Genomic DNA, 16378 nt, shown 5'->3' with positions numbered 1-16378 from the left:
GCCCTCAGCAGCCGGTGGTCAGCACCGGCAGCGGGTCGGGGACGCCGATCCGCGGCATGCCGAGCACGACCCCCGGCGTCGTCGGCCGAGTGCCCGCCTCACCGGCGTCGCCCGCGCGGGTGCGCCGGTGCGAGAGCAGCGGCCCGTCGGCGACCAGGAAGTGCGGCTTCGCCTCGGTCACGACCGTCTCGACGACGTCGCCCGGGCGCACGCCGCCGGCCGCCGTGAAGTGCACCAGCCGGCCGTCGCGGGCCCGGCCGGAGAGCCGGCCCGTGGCGGCGTCCTTGCTGCCCTCCCCCGCGGCGACCAGCAGCTCGACCCGCCGGCCGATCTGGGCGCGGTTCTCGTCCCAGCTGATCTGGTCCTGCAGCGCGGTCAGCCGCAGGTAGCGCTCCTGGACGACCTCCTTGGGCAGCTGCCCGTCCATCTCCGCCGCCGGCGTCCCCGGCCGCTTGGAGTACTGGAAGGTGAAGGCGCTGGCGAAGCGGGCCTCCCGGACGACGTGGAGGGTTTGCTCGAAGTCGGCCTCGGTCTCGCCGGGGAAGCCGACGATGATGTCGGTGGTGATCGCGGCGTCCGGCATGGCGGCGCGGACCCGCTGGATGATCCCCAGGTAGCGGTCCTGCCGGTAGCCGCGGCGCATCCGGCGCAGCACGTCGTCCGAGCCGCTCTGCAGCGGCATGTGCAGCTGGTGGCAGACCGCGGGCGTCTCCGCCATCGCCTCGATGACGTCGTCGGTGAACTCGCGCGGGTGCGGGCTGGTGAAGCGCACCCGCTCGAGGCCGTCGATCGCCCCCGTGACGCGGAGCAGGTCGGCGAAGGCGCCGCGGTCGCGGAACTCCACCCCGTAGGCGTTGACGTTCTGCCCGAGCAGGGTCACCTCGAGCACGCCCTGGTCGACCAGCGCCTGCACCTCGGCGAGGATCTCGCCGGGCCGGCGGTCCTTCTCCTTGCCGCGCAGCGCCGGGACGATGCAGAACGTGCAGGTGTTGTTGCACCCGACGCTGATCGACACCCAGCCGGAGTAGGCGGAGTCCCGCTTCGCCGGCAGCGTCGACGGGAAGACCTCGAGGGACTCGACAATCTCCACCTGCGCCTCGGCGTTGTGCCGGGCCCGGTCCAGCAGCGCCGGCAGCGAGCCGACGTTGTGCGTGCCGAAGACGACGTCCACCCACGGCGCCCGCCGGACGATCTCGCCGCGGTCCTTCTGCGCCAGGCAGCCGCCGACGGCGATCTGCATGCCCGGGTGCGCGTCCTTCACCGGCCGCAGGTGGCCGAGGTTGCCGTAGAGGCGGTTGTCGGCGTTCTCGCGCACGGCGCAGGTGTTGAGGACGACGACGTCGGCGTCGTCCCCCTCGGCCGCGGCGGTGTAGCCGGCCTCCTCGAGCAGGCCGGACAGGCGCTCGGAGTCGTGCACGTTCATCTGGCACCCGTACGTGCGCACGCGGTAGGTGCGCGCGGCGGGGCTCTCCACAAGGCTGCTCATGACAGCAGCGAGGGTACGGCTCCGATGGGCATATCGATTGTCATTGGTATCGACTTTCGTTATGGTGCCCCCCATGACGACGAGCCGCCCGTTCCTCGGCCGCACCGGCACCAGCCTGGTGGCCGCCACCCTGTTCGTCGTCGCCGGCGTGGCTCTCCTCTTCGCCGTCGCGCTGCCGGTCAACCAGCTCACCCAGCCGGGCGGCAGCGTCGTGGTGAGCACGGCCGATCCGAGTGGGGACCGACAGCTCGACCTGCCGGGGCTGCCGGACGGCGTCTGGGTCGTCGACTCCTCGCCCGAGTCGACGCTGTTCGCCGCCGAGCTCCCGGCCGGCCTGCGGGCGCTCACCGAGCTGCCGGCCTCGCTGGGCGCCGTCGCCTTCGCCGCCGGCGCCTGGCTGCTCGCACGGGTGCTCTCCACCATCCACGACGGACGCCCCTTCGACCGGCGCAACCCCCGACGCCTGGCCGGCCTCGCCGCCGCCGTCGTCCTCGGCGGCCTGGTCGTCCCCATGAGCGAGGGCCTGGTCACCACGGCGGTGCTGGAGCACCTGGAGCTGACCGGCCCCGGCTCCCCGCTCGTCGTGTTCGGCATCACCCTGTCGCTGACGCCGGTCGGGATCGCCGTCGCCCTCCTGGCCGCCGCCGAGGCCTTCCGCCGCGGGCGGGCGCTGGAGGACGAGGTCGAGGGGACGGTGTGAGCCCCCGCCGGGGCGGGCCGGCGCCCGACGAGGACGCCACCCACCGGGTGGTGTGCCACCTCGACCGGCTCCTGGACGAGCGGGGCATGACCCTCGTCGAGCTCGCCGAACGGGTCGGTGTCTCGGTGGTCAACCTGTCGGTGCTGAAGAACGACCGGGCGCGCGCGGTCCGGTTCTCCACCCTCACCGCGGTCTGCGACGCCCTGGGCTGCCAGCCGGGTGACCTGTTCTCCGTCACTCCGCGGCCATCACCCGAACGGGCGGACGACCGGCGCTGAACCGCGAAACGGCCGCGTTCGTTACGCCTTCGTGATCCCACGGTGCGGGATCCGCGACCTTCCGCCCTTAGGGTCCCCAAGATGACCAGCCGTTCGAACGGAGAGCCTCTCGTCCGCCTGTCCGGCGTCAACAAGTGGTTCGGCGAGCTGCACGTCCTGCAGGACATCGACCTGGACATCGCCGCCGGCGAGGTCCTCGTCGTCATCGGGCCGTCGGGCTCGGGCAAGTCGACGCTGTGCCGCGCGATCAACCGGCTGGAGCCGATCGAGAAGGGCGAGATCACCATCGACGGCGAGCGCCTCCCCGAGGAGGGCAAGGAGCTCGCCCGGCTGCGCGCCGACGTCGGCATGGTGTTCCAGAGCTTCAACCTCTTCGCCCACAAGACGATCCTCGAGAACGTCACCCTGGGGCCGGTCAAGGTGCGCAAGCGGTCGAAGGCCGACGCCGACAAGCGCGCCCGCGAGCTCCTCGACCGGGTCGGGGTCAGCGCCCAGGCGGACAAGTACCCCGCCCAGCTCTCCGGGGGTCAGCAGCAGCGCGTGGCGATCGCGCGGGCACTGGCCATGGAGCCCAAGGTGATGCTCTTCGACGAGCCGACCTCGGCGCTCGACCCGGAGATGATCAACGAGGTCCTCGACGTCATGGTCGGCCTGGCGAAGGACGGCATGACGATGGTCGTCGTCACCCACGAGATGGGCTTCGCCCGCCGGGCGGCCAACCGCGTCGTCTTCATGGACGGCGGCCGGATCGTCGAGACCGCCGAGCCCGAGACCTTCTTCACCAACCCGCAGTCGGAGCGGGCCCAGGACTTCCTGTCCAAGATCCTCACCCACTGATCGCACGAGACCGTCCAGCGAGAGGACCCCAGCCATGACTTTCCGTCGCAGCGCCCTGGTAGCCACCCTGTCCGTCGTCGCCCTCACCGCCGCCGCGTGCGGCGGCGACTCCGAGGAGACGGCCGCCCCCGAGCCGGACGTCGCCGAGGCCCCCGAGTTCGAGGAGGGGACGACGATGGCCGAGCTCGCCGAGGCGGGCAGCATCACGATCGGCACCAAGTACGACCAGCCCTTCTTCGGCCTGGAGACCCTCGATGGCGAGCTCGAGGGCTTCGACGTCGAGATCGCCAAGATCATCGCCGCCGAGCTCGGCATCGCCCCCGAGGACATCCAGTGGGAGCAGACCCCCTCCGCGGTGCGGGAGGAGGTCATCGAGGGCGGCGAGGTCGACATGGTCGTCGCGACCTACACGATCAACGACGAGCGGGCCGAGCGGATCACCTTCGCCGGGCCGTACTACGAGGCCGGCCAGCAGATCATGGTGCTCTCGGAGAACGACGAGATCACCGGTCCGGAGTCCTTCACCGAGAACCCGGAGCTCACCGTCTGCTCGGTCACCGGTTCGACCCCGGCGGACCAGATCAGGCCGTACCTGGTCGACGAGCCGGCCCAGCTGACGCTCTTCGACGAGTACTCGCAGTGCGCCGACTCGCTGGCCAACGGCCAGGTGGACGCCGTGACGACCGACAACGTGATCCTGCTGGGCTTCGTGTCCGAGTCCGACGGCGAGTTCAAGCTCGTCGGCGAGCAGTTCACCGAGGAGCCCTACGGCATCGGCATCGAGAAGGGCGACGTCGCCTTCTGCGAGTTCATCAACGAGACCCTCGCCGCCAACGAGGAGGCCTACGTGGCCGCCTGGGAGGCCACCGCGGGCCAGATCGAGGGCACCCAGACGCCGGAGCTCCCCGAGCCCAACGAGTGCGTCTGACCATCCCGTCGGTCAGCGACCGGCCGGCCACGACGGCCGGCCGGTCGCTGACGGCCGCGATGCGGCACCGCAGGCACCACCACCACTGGCACTGAGGGGGGGCACGTGAGCCCGGTCATCGAGAACATCGACCTGTACGTCGACGGCTTCCTGACGTCGCTGAGCATCATCCTGGTGGCCATGGTCGGCTCGCTGCTGCTGGGCACGCTGATCGCGGCGTTCCGGGTCTCCCCCGTCCCGCCGCTGCGCGCCTTCGGCACCTTCTGGGTGTCGACCTTCCGCAACACCCCGCTGTCGGTGGTGCTGTTCTTCTGCGCCTTCGGCCTGCCGGAGCTGGGCATCAACCGGACCTTCTACTTCTTCGGTGTCCTGGGCCTGATCCTCTACACGTCCGCGTTCGTCTGCGAGGCCATCCGGTCGGGCATCAACTCGGTGTCCGCCGGCCAGGCGGAAGCGGCCCGCTCGATCGGCCTGAACTTCTCGCAGAGCCTGCGCTTCGTCGTCCTGCCCCAGGCGCTGCGCACGGTGGTGCCGCCGCTGGGCAGCGTGATCATCGCGATGTTCAAGAACTCCGCGGTGGTGGGCGCCTTCGGCGTCGGCGGTGACCTGTGGAGCACCGGCCAGACGCTGACGAGCGCGCGGGGCTTCGAGACGCTGCCCATCTTCATCGGTGTCGCGATCGGGTTCCTGCTCATCACCCTCCCGGCCGGCGCGATCCTCCAGGTCATCGAGCGGAAGGTGGCGATCGCCCGATGAGCCAGCAGGAGACCGTGCTGTTCGACGCGCAGGGCCCGAAGGCCCGCCGCCGGACGGCGATCGGCACGGCCGTCGGCGCGATCTTCCTGATCGCCCTCGCCGTCGTGGTGGTGCTGCGCCTGGCGGCGCAGGACCAGTTCTCGATGGAGCTCTGGGGGCCGCTGATCAACCCCGGCAACGAGAACTTCGAGCTGGTCTGGGGGGTCATCGGCGAGGGCATCGTCAACACCATCAAGGCCGCGCTCGTCGCGATGACGCTGTCGGTGGTGATCGGCACGCTGATCGCCGTCGCGCGGCTGTCCCTGGGCCGGTACGCCAGGATCCCGCTCATCGGGTTCGTCGAGGTCTTCCGCGGTCTGCCGGTCATCGTCCTCGTGTACCTGAGTGTCCGGGCGCTGCCCGACGTGGGCGTCGACCTGAGCGGATGGCCGGGTGGCCAGGTCTTCTGGGGCCTGATCATCGGGCTGACCGCCTACAACATGGTGATCTTCGCCGAGGTGGTCCGCGCGGGGGTGGCCTCCCTCCCCCGCGGCCAGCGGGAGGCCGCCCTGGCCACCGGCCTCACCAACGGGCAGGCCATGCGGCTCATCCTGCTCCCGCAGGCGTTCCGGGTCATGCTGCCGGCGATCATCAGCCAGCTGGTGGTCGTGCTGAAGGACACCTCGCTGGTGGTCTTCGTGGCCAACTTCGACGAACTGCTCAGCCAGGGCGAGAGCATCATCCGGAACCTGGACAACCCGATCCAGACCTTCACCGTCATCGCGCTGCTCTACATCGCGATCAACTACGCGCTCGGCCGGCTCGCTCAGTACCTGGAGCGCCGCCAGTCCCGCGCACGTACCACCGGCGGCGAGGCGGAGGCCGAGGCCACCGACGGCATCGAGGGTGCGCCGGTGCGGACCGGCGCCTGAGCTCGACGCGATCGGTCCCGTCCGACCCACTCGCCCCAGCCTGGCGCGCCGACACGGTGCGGAGTGCGGCCGTGGCGAGACTTCTCCCCACGATGGAGACGATGCACGCGGCGGGGCGCCGCAATCTGCCCCCGGTCCCCCGGGCCACCCTCGAGACGCTGATCACCGCACCGGCGACGCCCGTCCCGGAGGCCGGACCGACCCCGCTGGACGACGGTCAGCAGTTCGTCGAGCGTCTGCGCTCCGCCGCTCCCGCTTTCGCCCGGGCCGCCGGGGCCCAGAGCGCCGTCGTCCGCGAGGTCGTGCCCCCGGCACGCCACCGGCGCTCGCGCTGCCGGGTGGTCCTCCGCTACGCCGACGGGACCGAGACCGACCTGACGTTCGTCGGGGAGCGCCGGCGCTCGGGGACCTCGCCCCAGGAAGCGCTCGACACCGGTATCACCGGCTGGCTGGCGGCTGGTCAGGTGCGCGACGACGCCTGGCTGCTGTCCGACCAGGAGGCGCCCGACGGCGTCGCCGTGGACGTCACCGCCTGGCTCGCCGAGGGCTGAGCCGGGGAACGGCAGGAGGCGGTCCGGATCTCCGGACCGCCTCCTGCCGTTCTGGGGCCTGCCGTTCTGGGCCCTGCCGTTCTGGGCCCTGCCGTTCTGGGCCCTGCCGCGTGGGTGGAAGGCCGCGGTCAGGGCAGCGCGCTCTCCTTGTCGAACTCGGGGACGTCGTCGACGTCGCCGGCCAGATCCGCTTCGTCCAGCGCCTCCCGCACGACCGCCGCGGCGAGACCGCCGTTGTAGCCCTTGCGGGCGAGCATGCCGATGAGCCGGCGCGTGGCCGTCGGCCGGTCCAGCCGGCGCATCGCGCCCATCTTCCGGGCCACGAGCCGGCGGGCCGCCTCGCGTTCGTCGTCGTCGTCCACCGCCTCGACGGCCTCGGCGGCGGTCTCCGGGTCGACGCCCTTCGCCCGCAGCTCGGCGGAGAGCGCCCGGCGGGCCAGCCCACGCCCGGCCTGCCGGCTGCTCACCCACGCCCGGGCGAACGCCGCGTCGTCGATCAGACCGACCTCGGTGAACCGGTCGAGCACGGCCTCGGCCGCGTCGTCCGGCACCTCCCGCTTGGCCAGGAGATCGGCCAGCTGCTGCCGGGTCTTGGGCGCGCCGGTCAGGGCCCGGAGGCAGACGGCACGGGCGACCTGTTCGGGGTCGCCCGTGTAGTCCTCCGGCGAACCGGGGGCGACGTCCGGGGTCAGGGGATCGTCGCCGCCCGGCGTCCGTGACCGGCGGCCGGCCCGGGAGGTCCCGAAGCCGGAGCCGGAGTTGGAGCCGCGCCGACGGGTCGGCGGCCGGTCGTCCACCGGCGGGTCAGAAGTCGGGGGCGTCGATCGGCGCCGGGGCGTCCAGCGTCGGGCCGATGCCCAGCTTCTCCTTGACCTTCTTCTCGATCTCGTCGGCCAGGTCGGGGTTGTCCTTCAGGAAGTTGCGGACGTTCTCCTTGCCCTGGCCCAGCTGGTCGCCCTCGTACGTGTACCAGGCGCCGGACTTCTTCACGAAGCCCTGCTCGACGCCGGCGTCGACGATGCCGCCCTCGCGGCTGAAGCCCTGACCCCAGAGGATGTCGAGCTCGGCCTGCTTGAACGGTGCGGCGACCTTGTTCTTGACGACCTTGATGCGGGTGCGGCTGCCGATCGCGTCGGTGCCCTGCTTGAGGGTCTCGATGCGACGGACGTCGAGCCGGACCGACGAGTAGAACTTCAGCGCCCGGCCACCGGTGGTGACCTCGGGCGAGCCGTAGACCACGCCGACCTTCTCGCGCAGCTGGTTGATGAAGATCGCCGTCGTGCCCGAGTTGCTCAGCGCACCGGTGATCTTCCGCAGCGCCTGGCTCATCAGGCGAGCCTGCAGACCCACGTGGCTGTCGCCCATCTCGCCCTCGATCTCGGCGCGGGGCACCAGCGCCGCCACCGAGTCGATGACGATGATGTCGAGCGCGCCGGAGCGGATCAGCATGTCGGCGATCTCGAGCGCCTGCTCACCGGTGTCGGGCTGGCTGACCAGGAGCGCGTCGGTGTCCACGCCGATGGCGCGGGCGTACTCCGGGTCGAGCGCGTGCTCGGCGTCGATGAAGGCGGCGATGCCGCCGTTGGCCTGGGCGTTGGCCACCGCGTGCAGGGCGACCGTGGTCTTACCGGAGGACTCCGGCCCGTAGACCTCGACGACGCGGCCACGGGGCAGGCCACCGATGCCCAGGGCGATGTCCAGCGCGATCGAGCCGGTCGGGATGACCTTGATGGCCACCTCGGGGCTGTCGCCCAGCCGCATGACCGAGCCCTTGCCGAACTGCTTGTCGATCTGGGCGAGGGCCATGTCGAGGGCCTTGTCGCGGTCGAGCGTTGCTGCCATGGTGCGTCACCTTCGGTTCGCGAGTTGCGGGTCGGGACCGACGCTAGGGCGAGGCACCGACAGTTTTCGGATTCCGGGGCGGGCTGTGCAGGACCGGCCGCCCTGTGGACGACGACACAGTAGACCGAACACCTGTTCGATAGCCAGGCCGACACGCCGGGGCGCGGCTCCGGTCCTGGTCAGCGCTCCTTGACCGGCACGTCGAAGGCCTCGCAGACCGCGAGCCACACCTTGCGCACCGGCACACCGGCCTCGATGGCGTCGACCGCCGTCCGCCCGCCCAGGTCGGAGAAGACGTGGTCGCGCGCGACGCTCTGCGCGCGCATGGCCCCGAACTGACGGTCGAGGCGGGACCAGAACTCCTGCAGGCGCACGTCCCGACGCTAACCCGCCGGCTCCCGGCGGCGCCGCACCCGCCCTAGGCTCGACGGCATGATTCCGGGCACGGGCTCGCAGACCCTCGACCTCCTCCTCGAGATCGGCATCGTGCTGGCGCTGATCGTGACGATCGTGCTGCTGATCAGGAACTACCGCGGGCGCTGACCCGCGAGGTCGCCCACACCCAGGCCAGCGGGAGCACCAGGGCCGCCGACACCGCGGACACCAGGCCGAACCCGCCCCATGCGAGCAGCGGGCCGCCGACCACCCCGGCCAGGGCCGCGCCCAGGCCCATGAGCAGGTCGGTGCCGCCCTGCGCGGTCGGCCGCAGCTCGGCGTCCACCGACGCCGTCACCAGCGCCGAGCCCGCGATCAGCCCGCACGACCAACCCAGGCCGAGCAGGACCAGGCCCACGCCCAGCTGCACCGAGTCGGCCGGGGCCGCCGTCCCCGCCACCGCGGCGGCGGCCAGGAGCAGCACGCTCCCCAGGGCCACCACGGCCGGAGCGCCGGCCTTGTCGGCGAGCACGCCGACCAGCGGGGAGAACAGGTACATGCCGGCCACGTGCACGCTGATCACCAGCCCTACGAGCCGGAGCACGGTGTCCTCGGCGCCGCCGGCGTGACCCATGTGCACCGGCGTCATCACCATGACGCCGACCATCACCGCGTGCGCCACCACGACCGAGGTGAGCCCGAGCCGGCCCGCGGGGGTGGCCCACACCGCGCGCAGCGCGGCGCCGGTGGCCCGCCGCGGCGGCGCACCGGCGCCGCCCCCGCCGAGCCGCCGGGCCAGCAGCAGGGGGTCGGGGCGGAGCAGCAGGAGGAACCCCACGGCGACGACGGCGAACACCACGGCCGACAAGGCGAAGACCCCACCGAGCGCGGGCAGGCCGAGGGCCTCGCCCAGCCGCGCCCCCGGACGCGCCAGGTTGGGCCCGATCACCGAGCCGATCGTGGTGGCCCAGACGACGAGGGACAGCGCCCGTCCCCGGCGCTCGGGCGTCGCCAGGTCGGCGGCGGCGTACCGGGACTGCAGACCGCAGGCGGTGGCCGCGCCGAACAGGAACAGGCCCACCAGCAGCAGCGGCAGCGAGGACGCCGCCGCGGCCAGGACGGTGAGCACCGCGCCGACGACGCTGATCGCGTACCCGACGGCCAGCCCGGTGCGCCGGCCGACGGTGGCGCTGATCCGGGCCAGCGGCACCGCGAGGGCGGCCGCGCCGAGGACGCCCGCGGTCTGCCCGAGACCGGAGGCGCTGTCGGTCCCGGCGACGTCGCGGGCGAGCAGCCCACCGGCGGTGATGCCGACGGTGACGCCGAGGCCGGCCAGCGCGACGCCGCCGCTCAGGACGCCCAGCGTGCGGCGCTGCACGCGGGCGACGTCGATCCCGGCGTCGGACTGCTGCAGCGGTGCCACGTGCGCTCCTGTCTCCCGGGCGGGTGGTTCCCGCGGCCGCCGCCCCCGCCGGCCCAGCGAAGTGTCGTACATGCCGGGGACACTGAGCGCGTGCCCGCCCGCCCGCCCGCCGACCGTCCCGAGACGTCCGGCGCCCTGCGCCGGTTCTCCGAGCCGACCAGGTCCTGGTTCACCGGCGCCTTCGAGCAGCCCACCGCCGCCCAGGACGGGGCCTGGCAGGCGATCAGCAGCGGCGAACACGCGCTGGTGGTGGCCCCCACGGGCTCGGGTAAGACGCTCGCGGCGTTCCTCTGGTCGCTCGACCGGCTCGCCGCCACCCCGCCCGCCGACGAGCGGACGCGGTGCCGCGTCCTCTACGTGTCGCCGCTCAAGGCCCTCGCCGTCGACGTCGAGCGCAACCTGCGGGCGCCGCTGGCCGGCATCGGGCAGGCCGCGGCGCGCCTCGGGCTGCCGCGGCCGGAGATCAAGGTCGGCATCCGCTCCGGCGACACCCCGGCCGACGAGCGGCGCACGTTCGCCCGCCGCCCGCCGGACATCCTCATCACCACCCCCGAGTCGCTGTTCCTGCTGCTCACCAGCCAGGCGCGGGAGGCGCTGCGCGGGGTGGAGACGGTGATCGTCGACGAGGTGCACGCGGTCACCGACTCCAAGCGAGGCGCCCACCTGGCGGTCACCCTCGACCGGCTCGACGAGCTGCTCGAGCGGCCGGCGCAGCGGATCGGTCTGTCGGCCACGGTGCGCCCGATCGAGGAGGTCGCCACCTTCCTGGCCGGCGGCCGCCCCGTGCAGGTGGTCTCCCCCGGTTCGACCAAGCAGTGGGACCTCTCGGTCGTCGTGCCGATCGAGGACATGAGCGAGCTTGGGCAGCCGACCGGCGAGCTGGAGGGCTCGGCGGCCGGGAACCAGCCGCGGAACTCCATCTGGCCGGCGGTTGAGGAGCGCGTACTCGACCTGGTGCAGGCCCACCGCAGCACGATCGTCTTCGCCAACTCCCGGCGGCTGGCCGAGCGGCTGACCAGCCGGCTCAACGAGCTGGCCTACGAGCGCGCCACCGGCGAGACCGTGCCGCCCGGCACCAACGCGGCCGCGCTCATGGCGCAGGCCGGCTCCGGGGGTGGCGTGCCCGAGGGCGTGCAGCCGGTGGCGGCCGCCCACCACGGGTCGGTGTCCCGCGAGCAGCGGGCGATCGTCGAGGAGGCGCTGAAGTCCGGCCGGCTGCCCGCCGTCGTCGCCACGTCGAGCCTGGAGCTGGGCATCGACATGGGCGCGGTCGACCTCGTCGTCCAGGTGGAGGCACCGCCCACCGTCGCCAGCGGTCTGCAGCGCGTCGGCCGGGCCGGGCACCAGGTGGGCGCGGTCAGCCGCGGCGTGCTCTTCCCCAAGTACCGCGGCGACCTCGTCCAGTGCGCGCTCGTCGCCGAGCGGATGAAGGCCGGCGCCATCGAGTCGATCCGCTACCTGCGCAACCCGCTCGACGTGCTCGCCCAGCAGATCGTCGCGGTCGTCTCCGAGCGGCCGCGCACCGTCGACGAGGTGGGGGCGCTGGTCCGCCGCTCGGCGGCGTTCTCCTCGCTGCCGGAGTCCGCGCTGCACGCGGTGCTGGACATGCTGGCCGGCCGCTACCCCTCCGACGCGTTCGCCGAGCTGCGGCCACGGCTCACCTGGGACCGCGTCACCGACACCCTCACCGCCCGGGCCGGTGCCCAGCGGCTGGCGGTCACCAGCGGCGGCACGATCCCCGACCGCGGCCTGTTCGGCGTCTTCCTCGTCGGCGGCGAGGGGACCGGCGGGCGCCGGGTCGGCGAGCTGGACGAGGAGATGGTCTACGAGTCGCGGGTGGGCGACGTCTTCCTGCTGGGCTCGTCGTCGTGGCGGATCGAGGACATCACCCACGACCGGGTGCTGGTCACCCCGGCCCCCGGGCAGGCCGGGAAGATGCCGTTCTGGCACGGCGACGCCCCCGGCCGCCCGCTGGAGCTCGGCCGGGCGCTGGGCGCGTTCCTGCGCGAGGTCGGCGCCGCGACGCCGGAGGCGGGCCTGGAGCGGGCCCGCGCCGCCGGGCTCGACGAGTGGGGCGCCGCCAACCTCGCGGCCTACCTGGCCGAGCAGAAGGCCGCGACCGGCCACCTGCCCGACGACCGCACGTTGCTGGTCGAGCGGTTCCGCGACGAGCTGGGCGACTGGCGGCTGGTCGTGCACTCCCCCTTCGGCGCGCAGGTGAATGCGCCGTGGGCCCTCGTCCTCGCCGCCCGGCTGCGCGAGCGCTACGGCGTCGACGTCTCGGCCATGCACTCCGACGACGGCATCGTGCTGCGGCTCCCGGAGACCACCGGCGAGCCGCCCGAGGCCGACCTCGCCGTCCTCGACCCCGACGACGTGGAGCGGGAGGTGACCGCCGAGGTCGGCAGCTCCGCGCTGTTCGCCAGCCGTTTCCGCGAGTGCGCGGCGCGGGCGCTGCTGCTCCCCCGGCGTGACCCGCGCCGCCGCACCCCCCTCTGGCAGCAGCGGCAGCGCGCGGCCCAGCTGCTCTCGGTCGCCAGCGAGTTCTCCTCCTTCCCGATCACCCTCGAGGCCGCCCGCGAGGTGCTCCAGGACGTCTACGACGTGCCGGGGCTGGTCGAGCTGATGACCGACGTCCGGGCCCGGCGGGTGCGGGTCGTCGACGTGCAGACCGAGACGGCGTCGCCGTTCGCCCAGTCGCTGCTGTTCGGCTACGTGGGCCAGTTCCTCTACGAGGGCGACGCCCCGCTGGCCGAGCGCCGGGCGCAGGCGCTCGCCCTCGACACCGGTCTGCTCGCCGAGCTGCTCGGCCGCTCCGAGCTGCGCGAGCTGCTCGACGCCGAGGCCATGGCCGAGATCGAGGAGGAGCTGCAGCGGCTCCCCCAGCAGCGGCACCCGCGGGACGTCGACGGCGGCGGCGACCTGCTGCGCGTCGTCGGCGACCTCACCGCCGCCGAGGCCGCCCGGCGGGGCGTGCCGCAGGAGTGGCTGGACGAGCTCGTCGCGGCCCGCCGCGCGCTGCTGGTGCGCATCGCCGGCGAGGAGCGGTACGTCGCCATCGAGGACGCCGGCCGGCTGCGCGACGCCCTGGGCACCGCGCTGCCGGTCGGGGTCCCGGAGGTCTTCACCGAGCCCGTCGCCGACCCCCTGGGCGACCTCATCGGCCGCTACGCCCGCACCCACGGCCCCTTCCAGCCCCCGGAGGTGGCCGCCCGGCTCGGGCTGGGCGTCGCCGTGGTGACGGCGACGGTCCAGCGGCTCACCGGCACGGGCCGCCTGGTCTCCGGGGAGTTCCGCCCGGGCGGCTCCGGGCAGGAGTGGTGCGACGCCGACGTGCTGCGCTCCATCCGGCGGCGGAGCCTGGCCCGGCTGCGCCAGGAGGTCGAGCCGGTACCGATCGGCACGCTGGCCCGGTTCACGCCGTCCTGGCAGTCGGTGGGCAGCCGGCTGCGCGCCGCCGACGGCGTCCTCGCCGTCGTGGAGCAGCTCGCCGGCGCCCTGGTGCCGGCCAGCGCCCTGGAGTCCCTGGTGCTGCCGGGACGGGTGCGCGACTACTCCCCCGCCATGCTCGACGAGCTGACCAGCGCCGGGGAGGTGCTGTGGGCCGGCGCCGGCGGGCTTCCTGGCAGCGACGGGTGGATCAGCCTGGTCCCCGCCGACCTGGCACCTCTGCTGCTGCCCGAGCAGCTGGAGACCCCCGACGCGGGGCAGCCGCTGCTCGACCTGCTCGCCGGCGGCCAGGCGATGTTCTTCCGCGGGCTCTCCGACGCCGTCGGCGCCACCGACGACACCGCGCTGGCCGAGCTGGTGTGGGACCTCGTCTGGGCCGGCGCGCTGACCAACGACACGCTGGCGCCGCTGCGCACGCGGCTGGCCGGGGGCGGCACGCACCGCAAGCCCGCGGCGCCACCGCGGGTGCGCCTCGACCGGGCCCGCGCCGGCCGCACCCGGCTGGGCCGCCCGGCCATGCCCACCCGCACCGGACCGCCGACCGTCGCCGGCCGGTGGTCCCGGCTGCCCGCCCGGGAGCCCAACGCCACCCGGCGGGGCACCGCGCGGGCCGAGGCGCTCCTGGAGCGGCACGGGGTGCTCACCCGCGGAGCCGTGATGGCCGAGCAGGTGACCGGGGGCTTCTCCGCCGTCTACCCGGTGCTGCGGGCGTTCGAGGACAACGGTCGGGCGCGCCGCGGCTACTTCGTGGAGACCCTCGGTGCCGCGCAGTTCGGCACCCCCGGCTCGGTCGACCGGCTGCGCAGCTTCGCCTCCCCCGACCGCGTGCCGGCCGGCGCCGTCGTGCTCGCCGCCACCGACCCGGCCAACGTCTACGGCGCCGCGCTGCCGTGGCCCGAGCGCACCCTGACCAGCGACGGCGACGCGGTCGATCTCGGCGAGGGCACCGGTACCAAGAAGGCCGCCGGGCATCGCGCGGGTCGCAAGGCCGGTGCGCTGGTCGTCCTGGTCGACGGCGAGCTGGTGCTCTACGTCGAGCGCGGCGGGAAGACGCTGCTGTCCTGGACCGAGGACGAGCAGGTGCTCAAGGAGGCGGCGACGGCGCTGTCGGGCGCGGTCTCCGCCGGGGCGCTGGGCCGGATGGTGGTGCAGAAGGCCGACGGCGCCTCGGTGCACGAGGCGACACCGCTCTCCCAGGCCCTCCAGGCCGCCGGGTTCGCCGCGACCCCGCGCGGGCTGCGGCTGCGCGCCTGAGCCCGGCCACGGGGGTCAGCGGCGGGAGCCCTCCAGCCAGCGACCGAGCCACCGGCTCAGCCGCGGCATGAGCAGCCGCAGCGCCGTCACGACGTAGACCGCCGACAGCAGCAGCCGCAGCGGCCAGGGCCAGCCGCCCACCAGCGGCAGGGCGAGCAGCTGGAAGCTCGAGGTGAACAGCAGGACGACGGCGACGGTCAGCAGCCAGCTCCGCCACACCGGCCCCGGGTTCGCGGGAACGGCGAAGAAGCTCTGCAGGCCGACGGCCCGGGAGATCCGCTCCTCCTCGACCAACTGCTGCACCCGGTCCAGGGCCGCATGCCGCTCGGGCGAGCGCTCCCAGGCGGCCAGCGACTCGTCGTCGCGGAACCGGTAGACCAGGTGGTACTCGTCGCTGGCCGGACCGGGACGCAGCAGCGTGGAGCCGAGGTGGCCGGGGAACGTGGCGGCGAGCTGCTGCACGTCGGCGGCCCACCGCTCGAAGGCGTCCTGCTGGTCCGGCCGGACCACCCGCGCGACCGTGACCGTCACCGGCTCGGCAGCGGGGGTCTCGGGGGCGGCGCCACCCACGAGTCGGGTCCGGATCAGTTCGCTCACCTGCACGGCGGGTGCAGCACGCCCCGGCGACCGCGCCTTCCCACCTGTCGGGGGTCTCACACCGGAGGGGCAGGCCGCACCGCAGCCGGGGATCATGGCGGGCGTGCCCGAAGGAGACACCGTCTGGCTGGCGGCCGAACGCATGCGGACGGCGCTTGCCGGGGCGACGCTGCGCCGAGGCGAGTTCCGGCTGCCCCAGCTCGCCGCGCTGGACCTGACCGGCGCCACGGTCACCGAGGTGGTCCCGCGCGGGAAGCACCTGCTGGTCCGCCTCGCCGACGGGCACACGCTGCGCACCCACTTCCGGATGGACGGCAGCTGGCACATCTACCGGCCCGGCACCCGTTGGCGCGGTGGGCCCGCGTACGACGTCCGGATCGTCCTGGCCACCGACGAGTGGGAGTGCGTCGGCTACCGGCTGCACGACGTCGAGTACGTGCCGACGTCGGAGGAGGACCGGCTCGTCGGTCACCTGGGCCCGGACGTCCTCGGGCTGGACTGGGACCTCGACGAGGCGCTGCGGCGGCTGCGCGCGCAGCCGGACGAGCAGGTGGGGGTGGCGATCCTCGACCAGCGGAACCTCGCGGGGATCGGCAACCTCTACAAGGTCGAGTCCCTCTTCCTGGCCGGGGTGCACCCCTGGGCGCGGGTGGCCGACGTCGACGATCGGCTGCAGCCGCTGGTGGAGCGGGCACGCACCCTGATGCTGGCCAACCGCCACCACCCCGAGCAGAGCACCACCGGGGACCTGCGCCGCGGCCAGGACCACTGGGTGTACGGCCGGAAGAACAAGCCGTGCCGGCGGTGCCGGACGCCGATCCTGATGGGCGACCAGGGGCCGCACCTCCAGGAACGGGTGACCTACTGGTGCCCGCGCTGCCAGGCGGCGCGCTCCCCCATCGCCGCGACGGCGCGGACCGGCGAACCGGGCCGGCCGCGGCCCCTCGCGACACCCGGCTGAGGACGGACCGGCCCCCACCGCGCGCGGTG

At 73.8% G+C, this 16378-nt stretch carries 15 protein-coding genes; 9 read left to right on the top strand and 6 right to left on the bottom strand.

The window, feature by feature from the left end; genetic code table 11:
• Nucleotides 1-4: 4 nt before the first annotated feature.
• Nucleotides 5-1486: a tRNA (N6-isopentenyl adenosine(37)-C2)-methylthiotransferase MiaB gene (gene miaB, locus ACI79T_RS18035; protein WP_456611470.1), complete on the bottom strand. Its 1482-nt coding sequence runs from the start codon at nucleotides 1484-1486 to the stop codon at nucleotides 5-7.
• A 73-nt stretch (nucleotides 1487-1559) separates the two neighbouring features.
• On the opposite strand from miaB, the gene ACI79T_RS18030 reads away from it, so the two are divergent.
• The 7 genes from ACI79T_RS18030 to ACI79T_RS18000 all read left to right on the top strand — a co-directional run bounded on the left by ACI79T_RS18030 (nucleotide 1560) and on the right by ACI79T_RS18000 (nucleotide 6447).
• Nucleotides 1560-2186: a DUF2975 domain-containing protein gene (locus ACI79T_RS18030; RefSeq protein ID WP_456611469.1), complete on the top strand. Its 627-nt coding sequence runs from the start codon at nucleotides 1560-1562 to the stop codon at nucleotides 2184-2186.
• Nucleotides 2183-2464, top strand: coding sequence for a helix-turn-helix domain-containing protein (locus tag ACI79T_RS18025; protein WP_456611468.1), 282 nt, complete (start codon nucleotides 2183-2185; stop codon nucleotides 2462-2464). The genes ACI79T_RS18030 and ACI79T_RS18025 overlap by 4 nt, the downstream gene beginning before the upstream one ends.
• An 81-nt stretch (nucleotides 2465-2545) precedes the next feature.
• The gene (locus ACI79T_RS18020; protein ID WP_456611467.1) at nucleotides 2546-3301 is read left to right on the top strand and encodes an amino acid ABC transporter ATP-binding protein; all 756 of its coding nucleotides are present in this window, start codon (nucleotides 2546-2548) and stop codon (nucleotides 3299-3301) included.
• A gap of 34 nt (nucleotides 3302-3335) precedes the next feature.
• A complete protein-coding gene (locus ACI79T_RS18015; RefSeq protein ID WP_456611466.1) occupies nucleotides 3336-4229 on the top strand; it encodes a glutamate ABC transporter substrate-binding protein in 894 nt (297 codons plus the stop codon).
• Between the two features lie 105 nt (nucleotides 4230-4334).
• Nucleotides 4335-4985, top strand: coding sequence for an amino acid ABC transporter permease (locus ACI79T_RS18010; protein ID WP_456611465.1), 651 nt, complete (start codon nucleotides 4335-4337; stop codon nucleotides 4983-4985).
• Entirely contained in the window at nucleotides 4982-5896 is a 915-nt protein-coding gene (locus ACI79T_RS18005; protein ID WP_456611464.1) for an amino acid ABC transporter permease, read from the top strand. Before ACI79T_RS18010 ends, ACI79T_RS18005 begins: the two co-directional genes overlap by 4 nt.
• A gap of 71 nt (nucleotides 5897-5967) precedes the next feature.
• Nucleotides 5968-6447, top strand: coding sequence for a hypothetical protein (locus ACI79T_RS18000; protein ID WP_456611463.1), 480 nt, complete (start codon nucleotides 5968-5970; stop codon nucleotides 6445-6447).
• Between the two features lie 128 nt (nucleotides 6448-6575).
• On the opposite strand, the gene ACI79T_RS17995 is transcribed toward ACI79T_RS18000, so the two are convergent.
• From ACI79T_RS17995 to ACI79T_RS17980, 4 genes are all read right to left on the bottom strand, one after another.
• On the bottom strand, nucleotides 6576-7244 hold the full coding sequence (locus ACI79T_RS17995) for a regulatory protein RecX (protein WP_456611462.1): 669 nt from the start codon (nucleotides 7242-7244) through the stop codon (nucleotides 6576-6578).
• 7 nt (nucleotides 7245-7251) lie between these two features.
• Nucleotides 7252-8289 (bottom strand): recombinase RecA, encoded by a 1038-nt coding sequence (recA, locus tag ACI79T_RS17990; RefSeq protein WP_456611461.1) that lies wholly within the window; start codon nucleotides 8287-8289, stop codon nucleotides 7252-7254.
• A 179-nt stretch (nucleotides 8290-8468) separates the two neighbouring features.
• Nucleotides 8469-8663: a DUF3046 domain-containing protein gene (locus tag ACI79T_RS17985; RefSeq protein WP_456611460.1), complete on the bottom strand. Its 195-nt coding sequence runs from the start codon at nucleotides 8661-8663 to the stop codon at nucleotides 8469-8471.
• 146 nt (nucleotides 8664-8809) lie between these two features.
• A complete protein-coding gene (locus ACI79T_RS17980; protein ID WP_456611459.1) occupies nucleotides 8810-10087 on the bottom strand; it encodes an MFS transporter in 1278 nt (425 codons plus the stop codon).
• Nucleotides 10088-10177: 90 nt separating this feature from the next.
• On the opposite strand from ACI79T_RS17980, the gene ACI79T_RS17975 reads away from it, so the two are divergent.
• Complete coding sequence (locus ACI79T_RS17975; RefSeq protein ID WP_456611458.1) at nucleotides 10178-14791, top strand: ATP-dependent helicase; 4614 nt, start codon at nucleotides 10178-10180, stop codon at nucleotides 14789-14791.
• A gap of 15 nt (nucleotides 14792-14806) precedes the next feature.
• On the opposite strand, the gene ACI79T_RS17970 is transcribed toward ACI79T_RS17975, so the two are convergent.
• Nucleotides 14807-15388, bottom strand: coding sequence for an antibiotic biosynthesis monooxygenase (locus tag ACI79T_RS17970; RefSeq protein WP_456611457.1), 582 nt, complete (start codon nucleotides 15386-15388; stop codon nucleotides 14807-14809).
• 103 nt (nucleotides 15389-15491) lie between these two features.
• Here ACI79T_RS17970 and ACI79T_RS17965 point away from each other — a divergent pair, with 103 nt between their 5' ends.
• Nucleotides 15492-16349: a DNA-formamidopyrimidine glycosylase family protein gene (locus tag ACI79T_RS17965; protein WP_456611456.1), complete on the top strand. Its 858-nt coding sequence runs from the start codon at nucleotides 15492-15494 to the stop codon at nucleotides 16347-16349.
• The last annotated feature ends 29 nt before the right edge of the window (nucleotides 16350-16378 follow it).

The sequence above is a fragment of the Blastococcus sp. SYSU DS0619 genome (assembly GCF_054051035.1).
Note: the sequence above shows the minus strand (reverse complement) of the source record. Positions and strands in the feature narration are given on the sequence as shown.

Excerpts from the sequence above, each read along its gene's own strand:
- recA (WP_456611461.1), bottom strand. The coding sequence starts at position 8,289 with ATGGCAGCAACGCTCGACCGCGACAAGGCCCTCGACATGGCCCTCGCC.
- miaB (WP_456611470.1), bottom strand. The coding sequence starts at position 1,486 with ATGAGCAGCCTTGTGGAGAGCCCCGCCGCGCGCACCTACCGCGTGCGC.
- ACI79T_RS18020 (WP_456611467.1), top strand. The coding sequence starts at position 2,546 with ATGACCAGCCGTTCGAACGGAGAGCCTCTCGTCCGCCTGTCCGGCGTC.
- ACI79T_RS18030 (WP_456611469.1), top strand. The coding sequence starts at position 1,560 with ATGACGACGAGCCGCCCGTTCCTCGGCCGCACCGGCACCAGCCTGGTG.
- ACI79T_RS18015 (WP_456611466.1), top strand. The coding sequence starts at position 3,336 with ATGACTTTCCGTCGCAGCGCCCTGGTAGCCACCCTGTCCGTCGTCGCC.
- ACI79T_RS18005 (WP_456611464.1), top strand. The coding sequence starts at position 4,982 with ATGAGCCAGCAGGAGACCGTGCTGTTCGACGCGCAGGGCCCGAAGGCC.